Source organism: Pseudomonas sp. 3MA1, from assembly GCF_029237275.1.
Lineage (GTDB): Bacteria > Pseudomonadota > Gammaproteobacteria > Pseudomonadales > Pseudomonadaceae > Aquipseudomonas > Aquipseudomonas fluorescens_AP.
The window spans coordinates 76747-101860 of record NZ_JAACFX010000018.1 but is presented as its reverse complement, the minus strand read 5'-3'; the positions used below and the strand labels follow the sequence as shown (position 1 = coordinate 101860).

Annotated in this window: 22 protein-coding genes and 1 pseudogene; 7 read left to right on the top strand and 16 right to left on the bottom strand. The window is 60.8% G+C overall.

What is annotated here, in order from left to right; genetic code table 11:
• Nucleotides 1-268: 268 nt before the first annotated feature.
• From GWQ44_RS30025 to GWQ44_RS30015, 3 genes are read right to left on the bottom strand one after another with little or no spacing between them, the layout of a single operon-like run.
• Entirely contained in the window at nucleotides 269-700 is a 432-nt protein-coding gene (locus GWQ44_RS30025; RefSeq protein ID WP_016968757.1) for a carboxymuconolactone decarboxylase family protein, read from the bottom strand.
• A gap of 28 nt (nucleotides 701-728) precedes the next feature.
• A complete protein-coding gene (locus tag GWQ44_RS30020) occupies nucleotides 729-1349 on the bottom strand; it encodes an NAD(P)H-dependent oxidoreductase (RefSeq protein WP_275929012.1) in 621 nt (206 codons plus the stop codon).
• On the bottom strand, nucleotides 1346-1792 hold the full coding sequence (locus GWQ44_RS30015) for a GNAT family N-acetyltransferase (RefSeq protein ID WP_275929011.1): 447 nt from the start codon (nucleotides 1790-1792) through the stop codon (nucleotides 1346-1348). The genes GWQ44_RS30020 and GWQ44_RS30015 overlap by 4 nt, the downstream gene beginning before the upstream one ends.
• Nucleotides 1793-1879: 87 nt before the next feature.
• Here GWQ44_RS30015 and GWQ44_RS30010 point away from each other — a divergent pair, with 87 nt between their 5' ends.
• Complete coding sequence (locus GWQ44_RS30010; RefSeq protein ID WP_275929010.1) at nucleotides 1880-3283, top strand: PLP-dependent aminotransferase family protein; 1404 nt, start codon at nucleotides 1880-1882, stop codon at nucleotides 3281-3283.
• Between the two features lie 739 nt (nucleotides 3284-4022).
• Nucleotides 4023-4463, top strand: a complete 441-nt coding sequence (locus tag GWQ44_RS30005; protein WP_080963036.1) for a hypothetical protein — start codon at nucleotides 4023-4025, stop codon at nucleotides 4461-4463.
• Between the two features lie 219 nt (nucleotides 4464-4682).
• Here GWQ44_RS30005 and GWQ44_RS30000 read toward each other — a convergent pair.
• A pseudogene (locus GWQ44_RS30000) lies at nucleotides 4683-4862 on the bottom strand (type II toxin-antitoxin system HicB family antitoxin); the annotation flags it as partial.
• 271 nt (nucleotides 4863-5133) lie between these two features.
• Complete coding sequence (locus GWQ44_RS29995) at nucleotides 5134-6174, bottom strand: hypothetical protein (RefSeq protein WP_016968763.1); 1041 nt, start codon at nucleotides 6172-6174, stop codon at nucleotides 5134-5136.
• Nucleotides 6175-6192: 18 nt separating this feature from the next.
• Between GWQ44_RS29995 and GWQ44_RS29990 the strand changes: the two genes are divergently transcribed.
• Nucleotides 6193-6894: a hypothetical protein gene (locus tag GWQ44_RS29990; protein WP_275929009.1), complete on the top strand. Its 702-nt coding sequence runs from the start codon at nucleotides 6193-6195 to the stop codon at nucleotides 6892-6894.
• 642 nt (nucleotides 6895-7536) lie between these two features.
• Here the strand turns inward: GWQ44_RS29990 and GWQ44_RS29985 are convergent.
• The 9 genes from GWQ44_RS29985 to GWQ44_RS29945 form a co-directional block, all read right to left on the bottom strand.
• Nucleotides 7537-7818, bottom strand: a complete 282-nt coding sequence (locus GWQ44_RS29985; RefSeq protein ID WP_275929008.1) for a hypothetical protein — start codon at nucleotides 7816-7818, stop codon at nucleotides 7537-7539.
• Between the two features lie 507 nt (nucleotides 7819-8325).
• Nucleotides 8326-9636, bottom strand: coding sequence for an SIR2 family protein (locus GWQ44_RS29980; protein WP_275929007.1), 1311 nt, complete (start codon nucleotides 9634-9636; stop codon nucleotides 8326-8328).
• A gap of 127 nt (nucleotides 9637-9763) precedes the next feature.
• Nucleotides 9764-11521, bottom strand: coding sequence for a restriction endonuclease (locus GWQ44_RS29975; RefSeq protein WP_275929006.1), 1758 nt, complete (start codon nucleotides 11519-11521; stop codon nucleotides 9764-9766).
• A gap of 231 nt (nucleotides 11522-11752) precedes the next feature.
• Complete coding sequence (locus GWQ44_RS29970) at nucleotides 11753-12553, bottom strand: amino acid ABC transporter ATP-binding protein (RefSeq protein ID WP_047303297.1); 801 nt, start codon at nucleotides 12551-12553, stop codon at nucleotides 11753-11755.
• Nucleotides 12554-12569: 16 nt separating this feature from the next.
• On the bottom strand, nucleotides 12570-13811 hold the full coding sequence (locus GWQ44_RS29965) for an FAD-binding oxidoreductase (RefSeq protein WP_275929005.1): 1242 nt from the start codon (nucleotides 13809-13811) through the stop codon (nucleotides 12570-12572).
• A gap of 46 nt (nucleotides 13812-13857) precedes the next feature.
• Complete coding sequence (locus GWQ44_RS29960) at nucleotides 13858-14568, bottom strand: ABC transporter permease (RefSeq protein WP_248766080.1); 711 nt, start codon at nucleotides 14566-14568, stop codon at nucleotides 13858-13860.
• The gene (locus tag GWQ44_RS29955; protein ID WP_011060497.1) at nucleotides 14565-15284 is read right to left on the bottom strand and encodes an ABC transporter permease subunit; all 720 of its coding nucleotides are present in this window, start codon (nucleotides 15282-15284) and stop codon (nucleotides 14565-14567) included. Before GWQ44_RS29955 ends, GWQ44_RS29960 begins: the two co-directional genes overlap by 4 nt.
• 86 nt (nucleotides 15285-15370) lie before the next feature.
• On the bottom strand, nucleotides 15371-16123 hold the full coding sequence (locus tag GWQ44_RS29950) for a transporter substrate-binding domain-containing protein (protein WP_077933783.1): 753 nt from the start codon (nucleotides 16121-16123) through the stop codon (nucleotides 15371-15373).
• 16 nt (nucleotides 16124-16139) lie between these two features.
• Entirely contained in the window at nucleotides 16140-17015 is an 876-nt protein-coding gene (locus tag GWQ44_RS29945) for a MurR/RpiR family transcriptional regulator (protein ID WP_047285528.1), read from the bottom strand.
• 131 nt (nucleotides 17016-17146) lie between these two features.
• On the opposite strand from GWQ44_RS29945, the gene GWQ44_RS29940 reads away from it, so the two are divergent.
• From GWQ44_RS29940 to nahK, 4 genes are all read left to right on the top strand, one after another.
• The gene (locus tag GWQ44_RS29940) at nucleotides 17147-18193 is read left to right on the top strand and encodes an Ldh family oxidoreductase (RefSeq protein ID WP_275929004.1); all 1047 of its coding nucleotides are present in this window, start codon (nucleotides 17147-17149) and stop codon (nucleotides 18191-18193) included.
• A 208-nt stretch (nucleotides 18194-18401) separates the two neighbouring features.
• On the top strand, nucleotides 18402-19586 hold the full coding sequence (locus tag GWQ44_RS29935) for a porin (RefSeq protein WP_275929003.1): 1185 nt from the start codon (nucleotides 18402-18404) through the stop codon (nucleotides 19584-19586).
• Nucleotides 19587-19915: 329 nt separating this feature from the next.
• Nucleotides 19916-21079 (top strand): nitric oxide-sensing protein NosP, encoded by a 1164-nt coding sequence (gene nosP / locus GWQ44_RS29930; protein WP_275929002.1) that lies wholly within the window; start codon nucleotides 19916-19918, stop codon nucleotides 21077-21079.
• On the top strand, nucleotides 21009-23666 hold the full coding sequence (nahK, locus tag GWQ44_RS29925) for a hybrid sensor histidine kinase/response regulator NahK/ErcS' (RefSeq protein WP_275929001.1): 2658 nt from the start codon (nucleotides 21009-21011) through the stop codon (nucleotides 23664-23666). The genes nosP and nahK overlap by 71 nt, the downstream gene beginning before the upstream one ends.
• A 27-nt stretch (nucleotides 23667-23693) precedes the next feature.
• On the opposite strand, the gene GWQ44_RS29920 is transcribed toward nahK, so the two are convergent.
• Entirely contained in the window at nucleotides 23694-24359 is a 666-nt protein-coding gene (locus tag GWQ44_RS29920; protein WP_011060504.1) for a response regulator transcription factor, read from the bottom strand.
• Nucleotides 24360-24405: 46 nt separating this feature from the next.
• Nucleotides 24406-24948 carry a PQQ-dependent catabolism-associated CXXCW motif protein gene (locus GWQ44_RS29915; RefSeq protein ID WP_275929000.1) on the bottom strand — a complete coding sequence of 181 codons (543 nt, stop codon included), beginning with the start codon at nucleotides 24946-24948 and terminating at the stop codon, nucleotides 24406-24408.
• Nucleotides 24949-25114 lie beyond the last annotated feature (166 nt).

Genomic DNA, 25114 nt, shown 5'->3' with positions numbered 1-25114 from the left:
CAGCTTCCTCATGCGCTACAACCGAATCAGGCTCCACAGCTACAACAACTACCTGTCGCCAATAGCTAGGGAGCAGTTGGCGGCTTGATCACCGTAAACGGTGTCCGGAAACACTTGACCAGAACAGCTTGCCGGCGAATTGGCCCGCAAGCCATCCATCGCCCTGGCTGACGCCTGCGTAATACCTGCGCTTGACCTTCTGAAGGGGCAGGAAGATCAACAGCCAAAGTCCAAAGCAAAGCCAACACCGTCAACGGCGACCTCACTCTCAGAGCTTCATGCCCACCGCCAGCCGGTTAAAGGCGTTCATCAAGGACACGGCCAAGGTCAGGTCGGAAATTTCGACCTCGCTAAAGTGCGCTTTCAGCGGTTCGTACAGTGCGTCCGGCGCGCCCTTGTCGTGGACGTAGGTGAGGGTTTCGGCCCAGTCCAGGGCGGCGCGTTCGCGGTCGTTGAACAGTTCGCTGACGCGCCAGCCAGCGAGGCAATCCAATTTGTCCTGGGCGACTCCACATTCACGCAGGGTCTGTGAGTGCTTGCCCAGGCAGAACGAGCAGCCGTTGATCTGCGACACACGCAAATACACCAGCTCCAGCAAGGGCAGGCCCAGGGGGCTGGCGGCCAGGGCGGTGTTGGTGGCGAGCAGGCCTTGATAGGCGGCCGGCGACAAAGTGGCAAAGGGCAGTCTGAGTTGGCTCATGGTGAAACTCCGATATGGAAAAAAGTGATCAAGCGCAAACAAGGGGGGTGAACAGTGGCTGCAAGGACAGTGCGCTGCGGGCCTCGTCGAGGGTTGCGCGCACTGCTTCGTCGCCGAACACCAAGCCCTGCAGATAAGTGAACTGCAGGTCGAACAGGCCAAGGGTGTTCAGCACCTGGCGCAGGTAAGGCGTCAGAAAGTCCGGTTGGCGTGCCCGCGGGCCCTGGTGAAAGCCGCCGGAACTCACCAGCACATGCACGGGGCGGTCCTTGAGCAGGCCGACCTTGCCCTCCGGGCCGGAGCTGAAGGTGCGGTGAATGCGCAGCACGTAGTCGATCCACAGCTTGAGCGCCGCCGGCAGGGTGAAGTTGTGCATGGGCGTGGCAATCAGCAGCACATCGCAGCGCTCCAACTCACGAATCAGCCCTTCGGACACCTCGAACAACGGCTCGTCGAAGGGCGTGGGGGTGGTCAGGGCGTGGGCGTAGTCCAGGCCCAGCGGTGGCAACGGCTGCGCCGCCAGATCGCGCTCGACCAGTTCGAGCTGCGGATAGCGTTGGCGCAGGGCGCTCAGCAGCTCCAGTGCCAGCCAGTGCCCCTGGGAAACCTGGCCATGGGGGCTGGCGTTGATCAACAGGACAGTGTTCATGCCGGCTCCCCACCGCGAAGCCGCTGGGTGAAGTGCATGCCGCGGGCCAGCAACCCCTGGCGGAAATAGAAGCGCTGGGCCAGGGGCATATGCAGGCCGGTATCCAGCACCAAGTGCTCGCATTGACGCTGCACGGCCTCATCCCGCACCGCACTCAACAGCCGCGCTCCCAGGCCGCTGCGCTGTAGCTCCGGGCTCACCACCAGGTCATCGACGTAGATGAAACGCCCGTAGAGCAGGTTTTCCAGCTCGCGGTAACCGGCCAGGCCGACGATGCGCTCGGCGTCCCACGCGGCGAGCAAACGGTAGCCCTGTTCGGTTTGCCGGGCCAGTTGGGCGACATAGGCCGCCGGGTGGGTGAGGTGCGGGCGCAAGACACGCATCACGTCGAAACTGGCCGCCAGGGCCGCCTCGCTATCGAGGTGTTGAAGGGTGTAGGGCATGTCCGTCATCCGCTGCAAAGAGATGACCCACTGTAGAAGGCCAATGGCTTAAGCTACAGGGCCAAAAAATGCATAAATGACTAGGCCATGATCCTTCCTTTCGAACTGGACCGCAGCCAGACGGCGCCGATCTATCGCCAGCTGTACCAGCGGTTTCGCGAGTCCATCGCCGATGGCCGCCTGCGTCCGGGGGACCGCGTGCCGGCAGTTCGCGCCTTGGCCGCGGAACTCAACCTGGCGCGGGGCACCGTGGAAGCCGCCTATCAACTGCTGATAGGCGAGGGCTACCTGATTGCTCGCGGCGCCGCCGGGACCATTGTCACCCCGCAACTGGCGCCGCTTTGCGCGCCCACGCAGCGCGCCCCGGTGGCTGCAACGACCCATCAAGCCACCCATGCCGGCACCTCGCCCCTGGCACTGCAAATGGGCCTGCCAGCGCTGGACGCCTTTCCGCGCAAACTCTGGACCCGCCTGGCGGGCCGGCAACTGCGCCAGGCGGGCGTCGAAGGCCTGGTCTACCCGGACGCCCGCGGCTACGCCCCGCTGCGGGCGGCCATTGCCTCCTACCTGGGGATTTCCCGGGGCATCACCTGCCACCCGGAGCAGATTTTCGTCTGCGCCGGCTACCGCGCCTGCCTCGACCTGATCAGCCACACCCTGATGCGCCCAGGCGCCACCTGCTGGCTGGAGGAGCCCGGCTACTTCATGGCCAGGAACGCACTGCTGGAAGCCGGCGCGCAGTTGGTGCCGGTGCCCGTGGACAATCAAGGCCTGGACGTCGCCCAAGGCATCGCCCGCGCCCCAGAGGCCGGCTTTGCCGTGGTCACCCCGACCCACCAGAGCCCGTTGGGGGTGTCGTTGTCGCTGCCACGGCGCCTGGCCCTGCTGGACTGGGCCAACCGCCAAGGCAGCTGGATCTTCGAGGACGACTACGACAGCGAATACCGCTACCAGGGCAAGCCCTTGCCCGCCCTCAAGAGCCTCGACCAGCAGGGCCGCGTGCTCTACACCGGCACCTTCAGCAAAGTCCTGTTTCCAGGGCTGCGCCTGGCCTACCTGGTGGTGCCCGCCGAACAGACCCCAGCGTTCGCCCGCCAGGCGGATCGTTTGCACAACCACTGCCCGCACCTGCTGCAAGCGACGGTCGCGGCCTTTCTCAACGAGGGGCACTTTGCCCGGCATCTGAACAAAATGCGTGGCTTGTATGCGCGTCGGCGGCAATGGCTGGTGGAGGCGTTGCACCAGCAGGTGGGGGGGCGTTTGCAGATAGACCCGCAGGCGGGGGGCATGCATCTGGTGGCTGGGCTGGGGGAGGGGGACGATGTGCAGATTGCCCTGCGGGCTCGGGGTGAGGGGATTGCTGTGGAGCCGCTGTCGCAGTGGTATCTGGGGGACGGGAGTAGGCAGGGGTTGGTGATGGGGTTTACCAATGTGGGCAGTGCGGAGCAGGCGGCGAGCTTGGCGCTGCGCTTGGCTCGGGTCATTGGCTGAAAAGCGGGGCGCTGAGGCTGGCACCGTCGAAACCTGTAGCCGCTGTCGAGCGCAGCGAGGCTGCGCACGAGGACGCAGTCCTCGCCAAACCTGCCGATGCTTTTCACCTGGCTGCATAGGGTTTTGTGTACATATCCGTTGCTGCGGTCACGGCTGCTTAGGGTTTCGCTCTTACAGCCATCCCTTTCAAGGTCTTTGCCTAAATTGCGTCATACGCCAATTCAAGGCTGAAATTAAGAAGAAAACGAGTTGAGTTTGGTTCAGTTAGTATTTTTTTCTGGTCAAAAAACGACTATTTTTTGGGGCTTTTTCCAAAGATCTTGAAAGGGCTGGCTCTTACAGCGGGTCACTTTGGAGAGGCTGTAAGGACCGGACACATGGTGGAAAAATAGTAAGACCGGCCGGGCAGTTATTGAGCGAGTGCGTGGCGAGGGATGTATTCGTGGTTCCTGTAGCGACATGAGATTTAAGAGCTCTACCGATGGGAGATGGTATCGGGTTCAAGATGGGGATTTGGCTCACTTAGCTAACGCTGTTAAATACTGGATTAAAAGGGTGGATATTATGAGCCGAAATCCAATTAGGTCAGAACTTGGATGAGAGACCCAAAAAATTATGAGCTTGAGTATTACAGGCACAATCGTTTTCAGGGTGCTAAATTGCTTGAGCGATAAATTCCGCCCGAGAATTTTATAGGTCCAGCAGAAGTATCTCAATTTTTAAAAAGACGGTGATTAATATGCGTATTTTGTCGGATGAGAATCCAGCGCTTGAAGAGAAAATAGTATCACTTATAGAGCTTGGTAATAGCCTGAACACAGATAAAGATCATGCTTTGGCACTGTGTGAGTATGAAAAAGCATGGGCTTTGTTGCCTGAGCCGAAGTTGGAGTGGGAGATGATTGGTTCATGGCTTGCGGGATCATTTTATACCGCATATTTTGGTTTGTCTGACTTTGAAAGTGCAAAGTATTGGGCTGAGCTCCAGCTTAAAGCAGAAAACTCCGATATTGATACTGCGCCATTAATTGATTTAGGGATGGTGTGCTTTGAGCTGGGGGATAATGATGCATCCTACAGATACCTGAATAAGGCCTATCAATATGGTAAGGAAAGAGCCTTTAAAGAAAGACCAAAAAAATATCTAGATTTTTATTTGGCTGAAAAGAAAAATCATTAACTTAGAGTGTTTTAGTGATTTTATGAGTTTCAGGAGCTCTGACCGATCGTCTTTGCGAAAAACCTCTGAAAAGTATTGAGGGAATTGGTCGTCTCAATGCAGTCAGGTAATACAGCTATTTGGCAGGCCACAACCCCTGTGGCGAGGGAGCTTGCTCCCGCTGGGGTGCGCAGCAGCCCCAACTGGCTTCACTCCGCTTGGCCTGCCCTCTGAAGCCGCTTTCAGCGCGGCATCGGTCAGGAAGGGCGACCGGTTCTTGATGTTGTGCTCGCGGACGAAGCGGTCGATTTGCTGAATGACATAGTCCGGCAGGGTGATGTTGAGCTTCTCGGTCTTGCCCAGGTACGGGGTTATGTCGATGTTCAGCATGCCCCAGCCCATGTCTGCGAAATCGGGATGAGGGATGTGTCTGGGCGTTTGGGGTACATATCCGTTGCTGCGGTCACGGCAGCTTACGGTTTCGCTCTTATAGCGACTTACTTTTGAAGAGCGCAAAAGTAAGCAAAACGCTCCTGCCCCCGCATCCGGCGCCTCGCCTAGGCTCGGCGTTCCCTCACTTCGGCATTGCTTCGGGGGCACGCCGGCACAGGCCATCCATGCCCAACTGCCCCCTGCTCAGGGCGAAGGCGGCATACATGCGTCGGCCAGTATTTTCAAGCCGCACTCCGCTTTAACGTTGCCAGCAGGCCGCAAAACGCTTGCACACCTCAAAGCGCTGATCCAGATCGGCCATGCGTGCCTGATGTGCGCTCAGTGTTTCCTTCAGCAGTGCTTGCTGGGCTCGGTAGTAGTACTCCAGCATTTCATTATTGGTCGACATCGCCTTGCTACGGTCGGCCGCTTCGCTATCGGGCAGCAGTTCCTTGATCGCCGGGGTGTCGAGCAGGCCCAGACGGTTGGTGTAGTAATCCTTGTACAACTGCAATGAACGGGCCTTGGTGCCCCTCATCTCATTGGAGAACTGCTCCAGGTTCTGCTGATATTCAGTCCAATAGGCATCGGGCAGGCTGAAGTCGAGGCGCTGTTTACGTTCCGCTACGGATCTGTCGAGCAGTGTTTTCTGGACCGAAGGGGAATCGTCGGCGTCGGGCTTCATTTTCGCGATGACACTCGCGTCGACGATCTGCGCGATCAGCGCTGCACGCTCCGCTGACTGCGGTTGTGCTTCGGTGGGTTTGGGGAATATAGGGTTGTGGCCGGCGCAGGCGGGCAGGCCTTTGTTGGTCAGCACGATCGGCGTGCGCACAGTCTTGCCATCGATCTGGCGCAGACGGCTAAGGGTGACCTGGCAAGTGCGACCTACTTTGCGGAAGTCCGCTTCGTACTCGCCGCCGCTCTGCGGGGTGAAGTTGAACCCCACGGTGCACACGCTGCCGGTGCTCAAGGTATTGGCGCGCGCGAATAGCTCATGGCCCGGTTGCAGCCGCACTTCCAAGTAGGCCTTGGCATCCTCGGGTGCAGCGGCACTCATGTCTGCCCGTCGCCGGGTATTGGCGCTGAACAGGTTATTGAGCAGCCCCGTGGTTTGGCCGCCGCAGTGTTCGGCATCGAACAAGTCGAGCGTCGAGCTGTCACTGCTGCTGATAAAGCGCAGCTTCGCCGCATCGGGGGCACTGGCGTCCGGGTAGGTGCCATTGAAACTGCACCCGCCAAGTACCAGCGCGGCAATGCTTACAGCGCCACGCACGCGCCATTGGGAAAAACAGAACATGTTGATAGATCGTCCTTGATGCTCAAGTGGGCGAAAGGCCATCATGCTAAAGAAGGCAGTCGCCGCCGTCCAGCGCGCCTGTCGTCCCTGAATTTTCTGGGGATTTTCTTTGTCTCCCACCGAGGTAGCGGAATGTTTGGCTCGCGCAACATCTTTGCAATTGGCCTGATTGGATTACTGGCCGGTTGTTCGTCAATGCCAACTGAAATGGCCTTGAATTCACCCGTATACAACGCGCAAAACGCGGGCCTAGTGGTCGGCGCGCTGCTGGAAGGCGGCCCCTACGGAACCTACCTTGAGTTTCGCGATATCAAGAGCGGCAAGACTTATGGCTGGGGACCCAAGGATGACTACTCGGCATGGCTACCTGCCGGTGACTATGAAGTGAGCCGCCTGGGTCACCGTCGCGGGGCCATGGGGGCTTACTCCAAACCGCTGCGTTTCACCGTCACCCAAGGGCAGCTCAATTACCTTGGCGAGATGGTCTACGGCTGCTCGGCCGTCGCGCAACCGGCTGCGGTGTACGGGGTATTGAACTGCGGGGCCCTCGCGCTTGGCGAATGCACCGTCCCTAGCCCTAACGTGAACGTATGCGTGGTGGATCGCCAGGATCAAGCGATCAAGCATTTTTTGCAGCAACACCCCGAGCAAGCCCCTTTACCCGTGCGTAACGCGGTCATGTCGGCAGCAGCCTCTGGATCGAGTGTCCGCTTTCCCTAGGCTTTGTACGAAAAGCCTTGGTGCTCGGTGATGCTGCGTTACTTTCGATACTCATGCGTATAGCTGCAAATAGGGCCCTGGCTATGGGCCCAAGGTTAAAGGGGCGAGGGTAGTTGATGAGTACAGTGTCGCGGTTGGGGGAGCAACGGGGCGTCTCAATGCAGTCAGGTGATGCAGCCATTTGGCCGTCGAAACCTGTAGCCGCTGTCGAGCGCAGCGAGGCTGCGCACGAGGACGTAGTCCTCGCCAAACCTGCCGATGCTTTTCACCTGGCTGCATACGGTTTTGTGGACATATCCGTTGCTGCGGTCATGGCTGCTTACGGTTTCGCTCTTACAGCGACTCACTTTTGAACAGCGCAAAAGTAAGCAAAACGCTCCTGCCCCCGCATCCGGCGCCTCGCCTAGGCTCGGCGTTCCCTCTCTCCGGCATTGCTCCGGGGGCACGCCGCCACAGGCCATCCATGGCCTGACGGCGGCTAGCTCGGCATCCATGCCGAGCTGCCCCCTACGCAACGCCTACGTTCGGCCTTCTGGAGGGGGCAGGAAGATCAAGATCAAAAGCAAGATCAAAAGCCAAAGCCAGATCAAAAGCCAAAGCAAAGCCAAGCGCGTTTTACGCGCTGGTTGAGTTCAATGGCGTTCAGGGCTCTTGCGCTGTTCGCCACTGAATCACCTCCAGCACCGCGCAACCCTCCCGGGTGAGCAGATGCACCCCTCGGGTGACCCGCGTCAGGTCGCAGTCGGCGATGTCTTTCAGGTTAAGCGTGGACAGCGTGTCCATCAGATCCCGCACCACGGTGAAACGATGGGCCGCACTGCTGGCCAGATCGCTCAGAGAGGCTTGGGTGTCGAGGTAGAAAACGGCTTGGTTGGTGTCGTGGGTGTCGACGGGGGAGAAGCGGGAAATCGATTGATCGTCCATGGTCGTTACTCGTTGTAGAGCTTCCACCGTTTGCGGCCAAGCAAATGGAGGGTGGCAGCTGTGCGAGGGTTGGCCGACCGGTTACAACGACACCGGCACACCCGAAGGTGTCCCGCACACAGCCGCCATAACACAGAATCGCAGGCACAAAAAAAGCGTCTGCAATGGTGTTTTGGACGCTGATGCGTCGTTGTAATTCGACCGGCCAAGGTCGTTCGCGGATTTTGCCGCGAGGGCGAACTATAGAGGCGACGTCTGGACGACGCAACCGTACATTAATGGAGATGTTTGATTGGGTGTGTCGGAGCGTTAGCTGCAACGGCTTTGGGTAAGTAATTACAACTGACATCGCTAAGTATCTGTGTGGAATCTGATCCATGTTTTTCAATAAAAAACGCTGCGATGATTGTTGTAGAGTGAGCCAAAGCTTAGGGTGGTGACAGGTGAAAGTGGATTGGAAGAAATTTTTCCAAAATAGTTAATCAAGTCGCGGTTTCGATTATCGAGTCAGTTCATCGAATCAACTATGGTCTGGGCTTCAGCTCCAACCGCTTGCGCAGTAATGTACTCGCGAATCAATGCTCGGTTGGCTGCACTAATGGAAGCCCAGCCGCTTTGCCATAGTTTGTGGGCCTGCCAGGAATAACCAAGGCGCTTTTCTTTGCTCATAGTGGCCATTGAGCGTTTTACGGCTTTCAAATACACATTCTTGATCGACGTATTACCGACCTCAAATAGAGACCCTAGATGAATCAACCAATTGGCAAGATGGTCATACTGCTCCCAAGCGCTAGGTTCAAGAGTGAGTTCGCGTTTACGCTCCAAAAAATCACCTATCACTTCAACGACCCTTGGATTTTTCAGGCTGAAACCTTTTGCTGATAGCGAGGCGATGACGCGGAAGAAGGAGTCCTCCAACTTGATGAACGAGTCCTTAAATCGATTGCCATTATTGATGACATTTTCAATTGACTTCAACGACTGTTCCGCGATCTTCACCGTTCGGCAAATTTGTCGATTGAGATTGGCGAAGAACTCGTCAATTGTTACATCGTCGATTACACGGATGCCGAAACTGTGAAAGTAGAAGTCTTTGATTAACTGATCGACCCGCTTTCTTGAAACGAAGAATAGGTTGGAGCCTATTACATGGTTGTTTGTGAAGGCTTTGTAGTCATTGATAATGCGCTTTAGGTTGGTGTCCGCCAGTGAGTAACCAAGGATTACTACAGTGTTCTCATGTAATATGGTGCTTAACTTTCTTGAAAAATAGGAGTCACCATTCATGAAGCGGAAATAATCATCCGAAGTTACCACTAAGTTTTCCGGCGAGTCTATCGAGCCGTGAACATGATAGACTTTGACCGCTGCTGAGGAGCGCGGAATAGGCATGCCAGGAGCGATACTTTGTACTCTATCTTTGCCTGCCAGTTCTTCAGATAGTTTGTCGTAGTTTGTGGTGATTACCCGAAACGAATGACTTTCGTAGAACTTTTTCACTTCTCCCACATCACCCATGACGCAAAGCGGCTCAATGATGTCAGTAATTTTTTCGTTGATGTTCAGGCCAGACCGAGTAAGCCTCAAGGCTATGACCTGAGCGGCCTCTTCCAGGCTCAGCGGCGGTACGCTTTTGGCAGGAAACAGGGAGAGCTTTAGGTCGGTACTTTCTGGTAGGCAATCACATACATCCTCCAGCAAATCCTGCCATCCCGGTGCCTTTCCGTCGGAGATTGCTTTGGAGAATCCAGTCCCAGTGAACAGGCACAGACGCTGTGTGGCGGCTGCGTAGGCGATTTCGAACATGCTGCTGTTCACACACAACTCCTATAACTTGTCCTGAAGCTCTCTCAGGTTCTTTGCTTGATTCCGAGAGACGTTGGTTCGGTGCTTATTAAGGGCTGCAGAATATCCCATTAGCAGAAAAGAGATTTCCTCCATAAATCTAAGAGCCAGCAGCAAGTCTCTTCGCTTCCTGCAAATCAATACGAGCCCTATGTCCATGCTTTTCAAGCATATGCAGAAGGTTGGCACCACTCAGTAACACCAGCGGTTTGCCATTGGCAAAAGCATACGAGTCTGGCCCAAAAGAAGAGGTTGTCACCAAGATGCCTTTGTTTGCACCTTCGTTCATTACCGTGCCATACAAATCGCGTACCGCGCTTACTCCTACGGGGTTGGTATAACGTTTTGCCTGAATCACGATCTTACCGCCGCGAATCGGGTCGGGGTCGAAGGCTATAGCATCAACGCCGCCATCGCGGCTGGCTTGAGTAACCTTGACCTCCCCGCCCTGAGTTGAGAACTCTTTTTCAAATACTTCGCGGATGAGGTGCTCAAAGTCTTCCCACCCAATTGCCGCCAGGTTCACTCCCTCATCGAGGGTATTTGCCACTTCATAGCTGGCTACGAAGCGTTTGTCGTTACGGTTCAATTGGATAATTGGGGCGACTGCCGCTAAACCGTGAAGTTTTGAACTGCCTACACCTTTGAGGGATTTGAAGCACGCCTTGGGATCAACATGTTCAAGGTTGATTGCCATGAACTCATCCCGCTTGGCATGTAGCGAGAGCACGCAAGCAGTGACGTCTTTTCCTGTTGTGCGGTCGAGGGCTGTCACTATCCCGTTGACCACAACAGCCGTCAGCGCCTCGACCTTATTTGCTTCAAACAGCTCATGAATGGTGCGTAGGGTGATCTGGTAGAGCACGTCATCATAAAGCTTCATTGCTTGAGCATCGGAGATGTTCTGCTCTTCGAACTCTTCCCGTGTGGGAACGAATTTGACCGCTTTCAGTCGGGGCAAGTCGTCAGGTGCAGGCAACTTGTAATCAACAACCAGGATTTTCGCAGTGGCGTCATAGTCCAGGTCGAATTCTTGTGGAAAGTAAGCTGGATAATCAGATGCTGAAAGCACCAGATCGCAATATTCAACAATTGCATCAGGATCAAGAGCCTCGTAAGCAGCCCGTTTCGCATCGACTTGCGCGTGCTCCTCGGCTTTAGTGAGGTTGTATTGGTTACGGCGAGCTTCCCACTCGGTCGTTTGCTGTCGGTAGGTTTCGTTTGCTTGCTCAACGGCTTTGGCGTGTGCCTGTTGTGCATCAGCGTAGGACTTTTGTGCGCAGGCTTGTTGCTCCAACCAATTTGCATGATCGACTTCAAAGGCATGTTGATATGCAGCCTTAACGCGTGCCTTACGGGAAGGAACAAGCCACTCCAGAATGCCCAGCTTCGGAAGGTACTTCTGATCTTGTGGGGTGGGTTCGGGTGCAACCACTCCCATCTTGGGCATCGCCGGCGGTTGCGGCTTAAGGGGCTTGTGCTCAGGGAATGGGGATCTGTCCTTTAGGTCATCCCAGTTGAGAGTGTCATCGACATCTAGCGTGGCCTTTAGTAACCCCGCCAGTTGATCGAGTTCTAACTGAGCGTCCTGGGTGCGCTCGGCTGCCAGCGCTTTGTTTTCCGCCAATTGAAGTTTGGTGGCGGTTTTCTCAGCGCGTTGAAGATCACGTAGCTCCAATAGCGACCATCGCTCATCCCACTCGTTTACTTGTAGCGATGCTTTCATCTTGACGATAGCTACGGATTCACCACGAATGATCCGATGTTTATTCAGCCCGCTGTGCCAGAGCTCAAGGCTGTATGAGTAGTTTCCGCGAGCACTGATTTTTTCTTGCAGTGAACCAACACGAGTCTGCATAGGTAGGTTTCCTTGCCTAGATTGACGCCTGCTACGCCGTTCTTCCTTGAAGGGAATGGTAGTGCTGTACCAGACCATCGAAATAAATCACGGTGGTGAAAATACCGTGATTGTGGCGAAAAGCCATCCCCTTTCAATTCACTCAAGCTAAATAAATCCGTCTCTTTTTTCTTGGAAATTTTCATAAAGCTGCGCGCCCTTCAGGACTGAGAGAAATGCCTTCGCTCTCAATCAATGCACAATCTGCGCAAGAAACGCCTTAGCCCTCTCACTCTTCGGCGCCCCAAAAAACGCCTCCGGCGGCGCATCCTCCACAATCCGCCCCCCATCCAAAAACAACACCCGCTCCGCCACCTGCCGCGCAAACCCCATCTCATGGGTCACACACAACATCGTCATCCCACTCCCGGCGAGTTTCACCATCACATCCAACACCTCACTCACCATCTCCGGGTCCAGCGCCGAGGTCGGTTCATCAAACAACATAATCTTCGGCTCCATGCACAACGCCCGGGCAATCGCCACGCGCTGTTGCTGCCCACCTGAAAGCTGGCTCGGGTACTTATCCGCTTGATTCTCAATCCCCACCTTGGCCAGAAAACCCCGCGCCAACTCTTCAGCCTTCTTCCGCGATAACCCGCGCACGGTCATCGGTGCCAGGGTGCAGTTGTCCAGCACGCTCATGTGCGGGAACAGGTTGAAGTGCTGGAACACCATGCCCACTTGGCTGCGCACCTGGGCGGCTTCGCGGGTGTTTTGCGAGAGGTCGGTGCGGTCCACCAGGATGCGGCCTTTTTCGGCAATCTCCAGGCGGTTGATGCAGCGGATCAGGGTGGATTTGCCGGAGCCGGAAGGCCCGCAGAGGACGATGCGTTCGCCCTGGCGCACTTTGAGGTCGATGTCGTGCAGGACGTGGAAGGCGCCGTAGAACTTGTTCAGCCCGGCAATATCGATCACCACTTCACGCGGGTCGGCAATGGGCTGGGCGGGCGCTTGGGAGGCGGCGGGAAGCGGGGCGGTCTGGGTCTGCATGGCGGTTCTCCGTCGGTCAGTTGAAGCGCTCGGCGCGGTAGGGGGTGGGGTCGGTAAATGGGGTTTCGCCGGTGACCATCTGCGCCAGCAGTTGGCCGCTCACCGGGCCCAGGGTCAGGCCGTGGTGGGCGTGGCCGAAGTTGAACCACAGGCCGGGGTGGCGCGGGGCGGGGCCGATCACCGGGCACATGTCCGGCAGGCACGGGCGGCGGCCCAGCCAGGGTTCGGCGTCGAGGCGTTCGCCCAGGGGGTAGAAGTTCCGGGCCAGGGCTTCGCAGCGGCGCAGTTGGATTTCGTTGATCGGGTCTTCACAGTCGGCGAATTCGATGCCGGTGGTCAGGCGGATGCCGCCCACCATCGGTGCCAGGACGTAGCCACCCACCGGGTCGAGGATCGGGTGCTGCAGGCGGGTGCCGGGCAGGGCGGCGTAGTGCATGTGGTAGCCGCGCTTGATCGCCAAGGGAATGCGGTAGCCCAGGGGTTCGAAAATGCCGCTGGCTTGCGGGCCCAGGGCCACCACCACTTCCTGGGCGGTGATGGGGCCGAGTTCGCTCTGCACCTGCCAGCCGCCTTCGATCTGGGTCAGGGTCAGGGCGTCGCCGATGATGAATTGGCCGCCGCGTTGCTTGAACAGTTCGGCGTAGCCGCGGGTCAGGCCGCCGGGGTCGCTGACGGTCTTGGGGTCGAGCCAGTGCAGGCCGCCCACTACGTCTTGGTGCAGGCCGGGTTCCAGGGCCAGCAGTGCTGTGCGATCCAGTACCCGGTAGTTGAGCTGATAGTCGCGCAGGTCGGCGGCGGCGCGTTGGGCGAAGTCGAAGGCCTGTGGGTCGTTGAAGGCTTCGATCCAGCCGCCGTCGGCGATCAGCTGCAGCATGTTGGCCGGGCGGGCCAGGGCCAGGTGTTCGCTCACGCAGCGTTCGATCAGCGGCAGCATGGCGCGGGTGGCGGCGGCCAGGCCCTTGGCCGAGGAGTGGCGCCAGTATTGCAGCAGCCAGGGGCCGGCCTTGGGCAGGTGGCGCAGGCTGTAGCGCACGTCCGATTGCTGGTTGAGGCCGTAGCGCACCAGCTTGGTCACCTCCCGGGGGAAGGCGTAGGGAATCACGCTGGCGCGTTCGATCAGCCCGGCGTTGCCGTGGCTGGTGCCGTTGCCCGGGGGCTGGCGGTCCAGCAGTACCACTTGGCGGCCGCGGGCCTGCAGGTGCAGGGCGCTGCTGACGCCGACGATTCCGGCGCCCAGAACGAGGGTTTGGCAATGCATGTTTCAGTCCTTATGACAGGGGCCGCGCGGCGGCCCGCTAAAGGGTTCAGTTCAGGTGCCGGCCCAGGCGGCCTTCCAGGTATTTGAGGCTGCGCCGCACTATTTCGACGATCAGCAGGTAGAGCACCGCGGCCCACAGGTAGATCTGGAAATCGAAGCTGCGGGAGAAGGCCAGTTTGGTCACCCCCATCAGGTCGTAGATGGTGACCAGGGAGGCGATGGCGCTGGCCTTGATCATCAAAATCAGCTCGTTGCCCAGAGGCCCGATGGCGATCAGCAGTGACTGCGGCAGTATCACTTTGCGAAACGCGGTCCAGCGCGACAGGCTCAGGGCCTTGCAGGCTTCGCGCTGGCCCTGGGCCACGGCCAGCAGGCTGCCGCGCAGGATCTCCGCCTGGTAGGCGGCGGTGTTCAGGGTGAAGGCTAGCAGGGTGCAGAACCACGCGTCGCGGAAGAACCACCACAGGCCCACGTCCTGCCAGAAGCCTTTGAACGAGCCCAGGCCGTAATACAGCATGAACAGCTGGGCCAGCAGCGGCGAGCCACGGAAGAAGTACACATAAGCCCCGGTGAAGCGCCGCAGGAACTGATTGCTGGACAGCCGCCCAAGGGCGATCAGCAGGCCGAGCACGGCGCCCAGGCTGAAGGAAATCGCCACCAGCTTGGCGGTCACCAGCAGGCCGTCGATAAAGCGCGGGCCGTAGCGTTCCAGCAGTTCCTGGTTGAGGAACAGGTTCAGCAGGTCATCCAGGTTCATGGCTGCAGGCTCCGTTGCGCACGGTTGAAGCGCCGTTCAAGAAAGCTGAACAGGTGCCCCGACAGCGCCGAGAAGAACAGGTAGCCAAAGCACGCCACGCTGTAGAACAGCATGGGTTCCTTGGTCACGCTGACCGCGAGGTTGGTCTGGCGCATCAGGTCCACCAGGGAAATGGTCGACACCAGGGAGGTGTCCTTGAGCAGCGACAGCCAGTTGTTGGACAGCCCCGGCAGGGCGATGCGCGTCAGTTGCGGCAGCAGTACCCGGTTGAAGGTGGTGCGCCGCGACAGGCTCAGGGCGCGGGCGGCTTCGTACTGGCCCTTGGGCAGGGTCTTGAACGCGGCCAGCCAGATCTCGCTGGAGAAGGCGGCGAACACCAGGCTGAAGGCGATCATCGCGGCGACGAAGGTGTTGATCGCCACTTCACCGGGGTAGCCCAGGGCGCCGAGGATCTTCTGCGCGGCAATCTGGCAGCCGTAGTAGATGATCAGCAGGGTCAAGAGCTCCGGCAGGCCGCGAAACACCGTGGAAAAGGTCGTGGCCCAGGCCCGCGCCCAGCGGTTTTTCGAGCGCGCGGCCAGGGCTACGGCCAGGCCCAGGGGCAGGCCGATGGGCACGCAGGCCAGTGCCAGGGCGATGGTCACCAGGGCCCCGGCGAGCAAGGCCGAGCCCCAGCCGCCGCTGGCGAAGGACAGGAGTGACAGCTGTTCGAACATGCGCGAACCCTCTGGAAAATTGAACCGTGCAGGGCGCCGCCGCGCTCAAGGGAGCGCGGGGCAAGGGCAGCGGCAAAGGCGGGCGGTCAGTAGATGTCGAAAGCGAAGTAGCGGCTGGAGATCTGCTTGTAGGTACCGTCGGCAACGATCTCGTCCAGGGCCTTGTTCAGGCGCTCGCGCAGGGCGTTGTCTTCCTTGCGCACGGCGATGGAAGCGTCGGCGGTGGTGCCGTTGACGTCGCCGATGATCTTGCAGCAATCCTTGCCGGTGCTTTCAGCCCAGGCCAGCAGCGGGAACTTGTCGGCGATCACCCCGTCCACGCGCCCGGCCGCCAGGTCGCTGTTGGCTTCGTCCAGGGTCGGGTAGAACTTCACGTCGGCACCGGCCGGGCCGTAGTGGTCCTCAGCGTAGATGGCCTGGGTCGAGGAGGCCTGGGCGCCCACGGTGCGGCCCTTGAAGTTGGTCTGGGCGTCGGTGATGTCCGAGTCCTTGGGCACCGCCACCGACAGCGGGGTGCGGTAGTAGTGGTTACTGAAGGCGATCTTCTTTTTGCGTTCGTCGGTGGCGATCATCGAGGCCACCACGGCGTCGTATTTCTTCGCCAGCAGCGCCGGGATGATGCCTTCCCAGTCCTGGGCGACGATGGTGCATTCGACCTTCATGCGCTCGCACAGGGCGTTGGCGATGTCGACGTCAAAGCCGTGCAGCTGGTTGTTGGAGTCCACGTAGTTGAAGGGCGGGTAGGCGCCTTCGGTGGCGATCTTCAGGGTTTCGGCCTGGGCCGTGGAGGCGGCGATGACCAGGGCGCAAGCGCCGGCGAAGCGGAGGACGTTGTTCATGGAGCACCTCGGTTATTTATTGTTTTGGTCGGGCGGACGATGTGTAACCAACAAACTCGTTATGCAGGGCAGCGGTGGCTTCCAGGCGTTTTTCCACCTCGGGTCCCAGGTGCTTGCACACCTCGTTGACCAACAGGTGCACCAGCGACAGCATGGCCGCGGTGGACTCCCAGAACAGGTTGAATTCAGTGGGCACGCGGAACACCTCGTCGGCGTTCTGCTCGGCCCAGTCGCAGAAAGTGTCGGTGACCAGGGTCACCGGAATCCCGGCCTCGCGGGCCTTGTGGCACAAGGTCAGGGCGTGGCGCGAATAGCGCCTTGCCTCGAACACCACCAGGGCGCAGTCCTCGGCGGGGCTCAGCAGTACGTCGGCGAAATGCCCGGCGGCGCCGTCCACCAGGTGCACGCCGTCGCGCAGGTATTGCAGCAGGTGGACCATGGAGGCGGCGATGCCGCGCTCGGTCTGGAACCCCGCCACGTACACCCGGCGCCGGCTGGCCAGGCGCTGGACCACGGTCTGCCAGGCCGGGGTCAGGCTGTATTCGTAGACCTTGACCAGCGCCGCCACTTCCAGCTCGAAGCTGCGGGGCAGGCCCTGGGCCGCCGGGTTGGGCTGCTGGCGAAATTCCTGCAGGCGGTCGCCCACCAGCCACGGGCCTTCGCCGAGGTCGTTCTTCAGGTCGTTTTTCAGATCCTTGAAATGGCTGTAGCCGATGGCGCGGCAGAAACGGCCGACGCTGGATTCGCTGACGCCGAGTTTTTCGGCGATGTCGGCGGCGGTCTGGAAGGGCAGCTCGTAGAGGTTGGCCAGCATGTAGCTGGCAATCGCCCGGCCCGACGCGGTGGCGCTGGACAAGCTGCTTTCAAGGCGTTGTTTGATGGGTTGGCTCATGGTTGTTTTCATTCTTGTGGGCCGTTGACAATGGAAAATGAATGTTTTCTGTCATGAAGTCAACATTTGACAGTTAACTGGCGTGACGCGATAGTCAGGCACCTTCCAATAACAATTCCAATGGAGCTGCAATGACCGAAGCGAACCAGGCGACCCTGGCGCAGGCACCCGTCGAGTACCTCGACCTGCCTGCCTTGACCGACTTGCTGCAACGCATTTTTCTTCGCCACGGCACCTCTGCCGAAGTGGCCCGGGTGCTGGCCGACAACTGCGCCCGCGCCGAGCGCGACGGTTCCCACAGCCACGGGGTGTTCCGCATTCCCGGTTACCTGTCGTCCCTGGCCAGTGGCTGGGTGAATGGGCAGGCCGTGCCGCAAGTGGAGGATGTGGCCCCCGGCGTGGTGGCGGTGGACGCCGCAGGCGGCTTTGCCCAGCCGGCCCTGGCGGCGGCCCGCGAGCTGCTGCTGAGCAAGGCCCGCAGCGCCGGGATCTCGGTGTTGGCGATTCGTAATTCCCATCACTTCGCCGCACTGTGGCCGGATGTCGAACCCTTTGCTGAAGAAGGCCTGGTGGCCCTGAGCCTGGTCAACAGCATGACCTGCGTGGTGCCCCACGGCGCCCAGCGCCCGCTGTTCGGCACCAACCCGATTGCCTTTGCCGCACCCCGCGAGGGCGCCGAGCCCATCGTCTTCGACCTGGCCACCAGCGCCATCGCCCACGGCGATGTGCAGATCGCCAAGCGCCAGGGCCAGCAGCTGCCGCCGGGCATGGGGGTGGATCGCGATGGCCAGCCCACTTGCGACCCGGCAGCGATTCTCGACGGCGGCGCCTTGCTGCCCTTTGGCGGGCACAAGGGCTCGGCGCTGTCGATGATGGTGGAGCTGCTGGCGGCGGCGCTCACTGGTGGCAACTTCTCCTTCGAATTCGACTGGTCACAACACCCGGGGGCGCAGACGCCCTGGACCGGGCAACTGCTGATCGTCATCGACCCCAGCCACCTGGGCGGCGGGCGTTTTGCCCAGCGCAGCGGCGAGCTGGTGCGGCAGATGCAGGCCGTGGGCCTGGAGCGCATGCCCGGCGACCGGCGCTACCGCACCCGGGCCAAATCGCTGGAGCACGGCATTCCCCTGGCCGTTGCCGAACTGGCGCGACTGCGCGCTTTGGCGGCCGAGGCTTAAGGCCTTATCCCTTGGCACCGGGGTCGATAAACCCTTGGTGCTACTCCCGGTAGTGGGCCCGGTAGCGGGCCGGTCGTGGATCGGATTTGCCGCTCCCTGCCAGCCCCTCCAAAGCACCGTGAACTTGCCCCCAAGGCAGCCTATGGGCGGCCTTGGCGCGTTTCGATAATCGCCTCCGACATTTCGTCCCCCGTTTGCGGAGCGCGCCATGCATAACAATAAGAACTGCCAGTACCCTCTGATTCCGGCCCTGCTCGTCGGCCTGTCGACCCTTGGCCTGGGCACTGTCGCCGAAGCCGAGATCATGCTGTACGACAAGGACCAGACCACCTTTTCCACCGACGGCTACATCAACGCCTTCTATGTCAACAGCCAGGTCGACCGCGCCGGCGACCAGTACGACCGCCGTCAGGCACGGGTCAAGATGGGCTTTCTGCCCAACTACCTGGGCTTCAACATGGGCAAGCAGGTGGACGACCTCAAGCTCGGCGCCCGGGCCTCGTTCTGGGTGACCATCAACGACAGCGAAACCAACGGCACCGACACCGCCATCGACGTGCGCCAGTTCTACGGCACCGTGGCCAACCCGGAGTGGGGCGAGGTGCTGATCGGCAAGGACTTCGGCCTGTTCGCCCGTTCCAACATCCTGCTCGATGAAATGCTCGCCGGGTACGGCCAGGTCAGCGACAGCCTGGGGCTGGTGGACGGCGGCGGGGTGTCGTTCGGCAACATCGGCAGCGGTTATCCCTATCCCTTTCCGTCGTCGCAGATCACTTATCGCAGCCCGCTGATGGACGGCCTGCGGGTGGCGGTGGGCATCCTCGACCCGGTGGACACCAACGACAGCAGCGCCCTGGGCAAGGCCTACCAGAAGAACCCGCGCACCGAGAGCGAGATCACCTACCAGTTCGACCTGGGCGGGGCCAAGTTCTACAGCTGGCTCAACGGCAGCTACCAGACCTCCGACAACACCGACCCCAACGTGCAGTCGGTGACCTCCAAGGGCCTGGGCTATGGCCTGCAGGCGAAGATGGGCGGCCTGTCCCTGACCGGTTCCGGGTTCCAGGCCAAGGGCATCAACCCGTTCTTCACCAACAATGCCGGCGAGGCCACCCTGCGCAATGTCGACAGCAAGGGCTACCTGCTGCAGGGCTCGTACAAGCTGGGCAAGAACCGCCTGGCGCTGTCCTACGGCAAGACAAAGGACGATGGCAACGGCGTGGTGGGCAGCGGCGCCGATTACCAGACCCGGGGCGTGGCGCTGTTCCACGACATCAACGACAACCTCAAGCTGGTGGCCGAGTACAACCAGTTCGAGATCGACGGCCACCACACCAACGCGCAGAACGAAAACACCGACACCTTTGCCGTGGGCGCGGTGCTCACCTGGTAAAAGCAGCTGCAAGCGGCAAGCGGCAAGCGGTTTGCGTCGGTTCTTGCGGCCTCTGGGATGCCGCCAGTCGTGAGGTTGCCCACGCCCTTGTGGCGAGCGAGCTTGCTCGCGCTGGAAGGCGCAGCCTTCCCAAGGTCTGAATCCGCGGTCTATCTGGTAGATCGCGGATTCAGGGTTTGCGGCCGCTACGCGGCCGAGCGGGAGCAAGCTCCCTCGCCACACCTCGCGCCTACGCCCATGGAACCGGCTACCCGCTACCCAAGTAGCATTCGTGCCCCTGGGCCGGCTTCGTACACTCATTGCTCAGACAACCCGCGCCGGAGGCGACGATGCAGCAAGCCCAGAGCGAGGGCGTGGTCAGTGCCATGTCCCAGGCCGTCGATCCGCAGCAGGTGGCCCAGGACCTGGCCAGCCAGTTGCTGCATCCGCACCTGGGCTTCGTGCTGTTCTTCTGTTCCGCCGAATACCCCCTGCAAACCCTCGGCCCGGCCCTGCAGCAGAGCTTTGGCGGCATCCCCCTGGTGGGCTGCACCAGCGCCGGGGAAATCACCCCGCTGGGCTATGGGCGCAATTGCGTGACCGCCATCGGCTTCGACCATCGGCACTTTTCCATCGCCGCCGAGTTGATCGACCAGATGGAGCACTTCAGCCTGATCGACGCCCAGCAGATGGTCGAACGCCTGGTGGGCCGCTGCCGCAGCAACACCCTGGCGCCGATCAAGGGCAACAGCTTCGCCCTGACCCTGCTGGACGGCCTGTCGAGCCGCGAGGAAATGGTGCTGGCCGCCCTCAGCGCGGCCCTGGGGGACATTCCGCATTTCGGCGGTTCGGCCGGCGATGACAACTACCTGACCCACACCCACGTGTATTTCGGCGGCGAGTTCCACAGCGGCGCGGCGGTGGTGGTGCTGGTCAACACCTGGCTGGATTTCGAGGTGTTCACCACCCACCACATCCAGCCCCGGGAAGAAAAACTGGTGGTCACCGGCGCCGACAGTACCTTGCGCCGGGTCTATGAATTGAACGCCGAGCCCGCCGCCGAGGAGTACGCGCGGCTGATCGGCGTGCCCCTGGCGCAGCTCGACCACCGGGTGTTCGCCGCCCACCCCCTGGCGGTGCGGATCAACCAGCACTACTACGTGCGCGCGGTGCAGCAGGTGCACCCGGACCTGAGCCTGAGTTTCTACTGCGCGGTGGAGAACGGCATCGTCCTCACCGCCATGACTCCCGGCCCCTTGCTGCCCAACCTGCAACAGCTGTTCGACGGCTTGCAGCAGCGCCTCGGCGGGCTGTTGCTGACCATCGGCTGCGACTGCTTTTTGCGCCGCCTGGAGCTGGAGGGGCAGGGCAGCCTGGAGCAGATCGGGGCCTTTTTGCGGGAACAACGGGTGATGGGTTTCAACACCTACGGAGAACAGTTCAATGGCATGCACATCAACCAGACCTTCACCGGGGTCGCCATTGCCCGCAGTCGAACTCCGGCCCGCCGCTGAGCTGCAAGCGCAGCTCGACTGCCTGCAGCGTGAGAACCGCAAGCTGCGGCGCATCAACAGCGCGCTGATCGAACGGGTCGAATCCGGCATCACCCGGGGCAACGACCCCTATGCGGCGTTCCAGCATTCGGTGGTGCTGGCCGAGCAGGTGCGCGAACGCACCGACGCCCTGAACCAGGCCATGGCCGAGCTCAAGGCCGGCAACCATTTGCTCAGCGAAGCGCGGCTGCGGGCAGAGACGGCGCACCAGCACCTGATCGACGCCATCGAAAGCATTTCCGACGCCTTCGTGCTGTTCGACCAGGAGCAGCGCATCGTCCTGTTCAACAGCCGCTTCCGTGCCTTCTGGAGCCACAGCCGGGTGCGGATCATGGCCGGCATGCGCCTCTCGGAAGTGCGCCGGCTGATGACCAGCACCGGGCTGTTCAGCGAAGAACCGCGCAGCGCCGGCGACGAACAACTGCTGTATCGCTTGCACAATGGCCGCTGGCTGCAGGTCAGCGAGCGGCCGACCCGGGAAGGCGGGCGGGTGATCCTGTTCACCGACATCACCGAGGTCAAGCACAGCGAAACCCTGCGCCGGGAACAGGCGGTGGCGCAAAAGTCCCACCTGCTGCAACGGGCGGTGGACAACCTGTCCCAGGGCGTGGCCATGGTCAGCGCCGAGGGCATTCTCGAACTGTGGAACCGGCGCTTCCTGGAACTCAGCGGGCTGGCCCCGGTGGCCGCGCACCGCCTGTTTGCCGAGGTCATCGGCGACAGCGAACTGCGCCTGCTGAGCCCCGACAGTCGCGACGCCAACGGCCGGCCGATCCACGAATGCGAGCAGCGCCTGAGCGATGGCCGGGTGCTGGAGATCCGCACCCATCCGCTGCCCACCGGTGGTTTCGTCAACACCTTCACCGACATCACCGAGCGCTACCAGCACGCCGAGGCCCTGAGTGAAAGCGAGCGCTGGATTCGCCTGATCACCGACCATGTACCGGCGCTGATTGCCTACCTGAATGCCGACCTGGTGTACGAGTTCACCAACAAGGTCTACGAGGAATGGTACTGCTGGCCGCGGGGCGTGATGCTCGGCCAGAGCCTGCGCGAGGCGCACAGCGAACAGCACTACCGGCGCCTGGAGGCCTATGTGGAGCGGGCCCTGGCCGGGGAAAGCGTGACCTTCGAATTCGCCGAGACCAACGTCAACAACCAGGAGCGCTACATGCTGCGCTCCTACGTGCCCAACCGCCTGGCCAATGGCGAAGTGGTGGGGATCTTCGTGCTGATCCGCGACATTACCGAGCGCCGGCGCACCGCCGAGGCGCTGCATCAGGCCTACCAGAACCTGGAGCTGCGGGTGCGCGAACGCACCGCCGAGCTGACCACCCTCAACCAGCAGCTGCTGCGCGAGATCGAAGAGCGCAGCCGGGTCGAATCGCGGCTGCGCGAGGCCAAGGCCGAGGCCGAACGGGCCAACCTGTCGAAGACCAAGTTCCTCGCCGCGGTCAGCCATGACCTGCTGCAACCCTTGAACGCCGCGCGGCTGTTCACCAGCGCCTTGCTGGAGCGTCGCGATCCCCAGGCCAGCAGCGCCCTGGTGCGCAATGTCAGCAACTCCCTGGAAGACGTGGAGAACCTGCTGGGCACCCTGGTGGACATTTCCAAGCTTGATGCCGGGGTGATCAAGGCCGATATCGCGCCCTTTGCCTTGAGCGAACTGCTGGAAAACCTCGCCGCCGAGTACGCCCAGGTAGCCCGCAGCGAGGGCCTGGAACTGCACTTCGTGGCCTGCTCGGCGCTGGTGCGCAGCGACATCCAACTGCTGGCGCGGATTCTGCGCAACCTGTTGAGCAACGCCATCCGCTACACCCGCCAGGGCCGCGTGGTGCTGGGCTGTCGGCGCCAGGGGCACTGGCTGTCGATCGAAGTCTGGGACAGCGGCATGGGCATCGCCGCCGAACGCCTGGAAGAAATCTTCCAGGAGTTCAAGCGCGGCGAAGAACAGCGCCCCGACCAGGACCGCGGCCTGGGCCTGGGGCTGGCCATCGTCGAGAAGATTGCCGGGATACTCGGGCACCGCATTGGCGTGCGCTCCTGGCCGGGGCGCGGTTCGGTGTTCAGCGTGCAAGTGCCGATCAGCGCCAGCGCGCCCTTGCCAGCGCCGCGCCTGGAGCTGGGCGATGCCCTGCTGGAACGTTTGCAGGGCGCGCGGATCTGGGTGCTGGATAACGACGCGGCGATCTGCGCCGGCATGCGCACCTTGCTTGAAGGCTGGGGCTGCCAGGTGATCACCGCCTTGTCCGAAGAAGACCTGGCGCGCCAGGTCGACGACTACCGCGCCGAGGCCGACCTGCTGATTGCCGACTACCACCTGGACCAGCAACAGAACGGCATCGATGCGGTAGCGCGAATCAACGCCCGGCGCGCCTTGGCGATCCCGGCGATGATGATCACCGCCAACTACAGCAACGAGCTCAAACAGCAACTGCGCGAACTGGGCCACACCCTGATGCACAAACCGGTGCGCCCGATGAAACTCAAAACCGCCATCAGTCACTTGCTGAGCGGCAAGCTTCAAGCGGCGAGCTTCAAGCTGTAAGCGCCAAGCTTGAGGCTTGCCGCTGCTTCACCTCCGCAGGTAGGCGCCGAAATCGATGTCCCCGGCGCTGAGGATCGCTTGCACCCGGTTGTGCACGTTGAGCTTGCGCAAAATCGCCGAGACGTGGGCCTTCACCGTGGTTTCGGCAATGTCCAGGGTGTAGGCGATCTGCTTGTTGGATTCGCCCTTGGTCATGCGTTCCAGCACCAGCAGCTGTTTGCGGGTCAGGGCCTGCAGCAGTTCCGGGGGGAAGCTCGGGGTCTCGCTGCTGCGCCGCCCCGGTTGGCTTTTCTGGGTGCGGATGATGTCCGGCGGCAGGTACACGTTGCCGTTGAGGATCTGTTCGATGGCCTCGGTCATCTGCGAGCGCGCCGAGGATTTGGTGATGAAGCCGACGGCGCCGTAGGTGATGGCCTGGAGCACGATCTGCTTGTCTTGCTCGGCGGAGACGATCACCACCGGAATGGTCGGCGCTTCGTTGCGCAGAGTGATCAGGCCGTTGAGGCCGTGCATGCCGGGCATGTTCAGGTCGAGCAGGATCAGGTCCAGGTCGTCGTGTTCCTGGGTCAGGGCCAGGGCGCTGTCCAGGTCGGCGGTTTCCATCACCTCGCTGCCGGGAAATCCGTCGCTGATGACGTTGTGGATGGCTTCGCGAAACAGTGGGTGATCGTCGGCTATCAGAATTTTATACATGGCCTTTCACCTCGTTATTGTGATTGTGCGGGGGACACTGGCGGCTTCAGGGAAAGGCTTCCGGCTGGGCCGCCACCACGGGCAACCCGGCGGCCTCCCAGGCGTCCAGGCCGTCGCGATACCAGTAGAGGGAGGTATAGCCCAGGGCTGCGGCGCGTTTTACCGCGTTCCAGCTCAGCCAGCAATCGGCGCGGCAATAAAACACCAGCGGCTGTTGCCGGTTGCCAGCGCTGAGCTGTTGCAGGTAACGGCTGAAGTAGTGCTGCCACTCGGGGCTCAGTTCGCCGTCGCCGGTGTTGGCCAGCCAGTGGCTGCCGGGCAGGTTGGCGTGGGGCTCGCTGTCGATGAAGCGGCCTTGCAGCCATTGCCGGCGATAGACGTCGATCAGCAGGGGTTTGGGTGGCGTCTGGAGCAGGGCCTGCAAGCCTTGGGTGTCGATGATCTGCGCGGCCTCGACCTGGGTGGGCGTCGGGCTGCGGTAGAGGCTGGTGCGATAGCCGTCGGCGGAAAACAGCGGAGTCTCGGCTTGGGCCATTCCCAGGGTCAGGCTCAGGGACAGCAGGGCCAGGGTCTGCAGGGCACGGGGCATAAGGGTGTTGTCCTTCTTGTTATGCGCCCATTACATGTCAGGGCGATGGCATTTGTGAATGCGACCATCGACAGCAAAAGCAGTACCAAAGTCGTAGGTTTTGGCTGGGCGAGGCTCTCGCGCTTGTCTGTAGCCGCTGCCGCAGGCTGCGCCCGGCTCCGCAGGA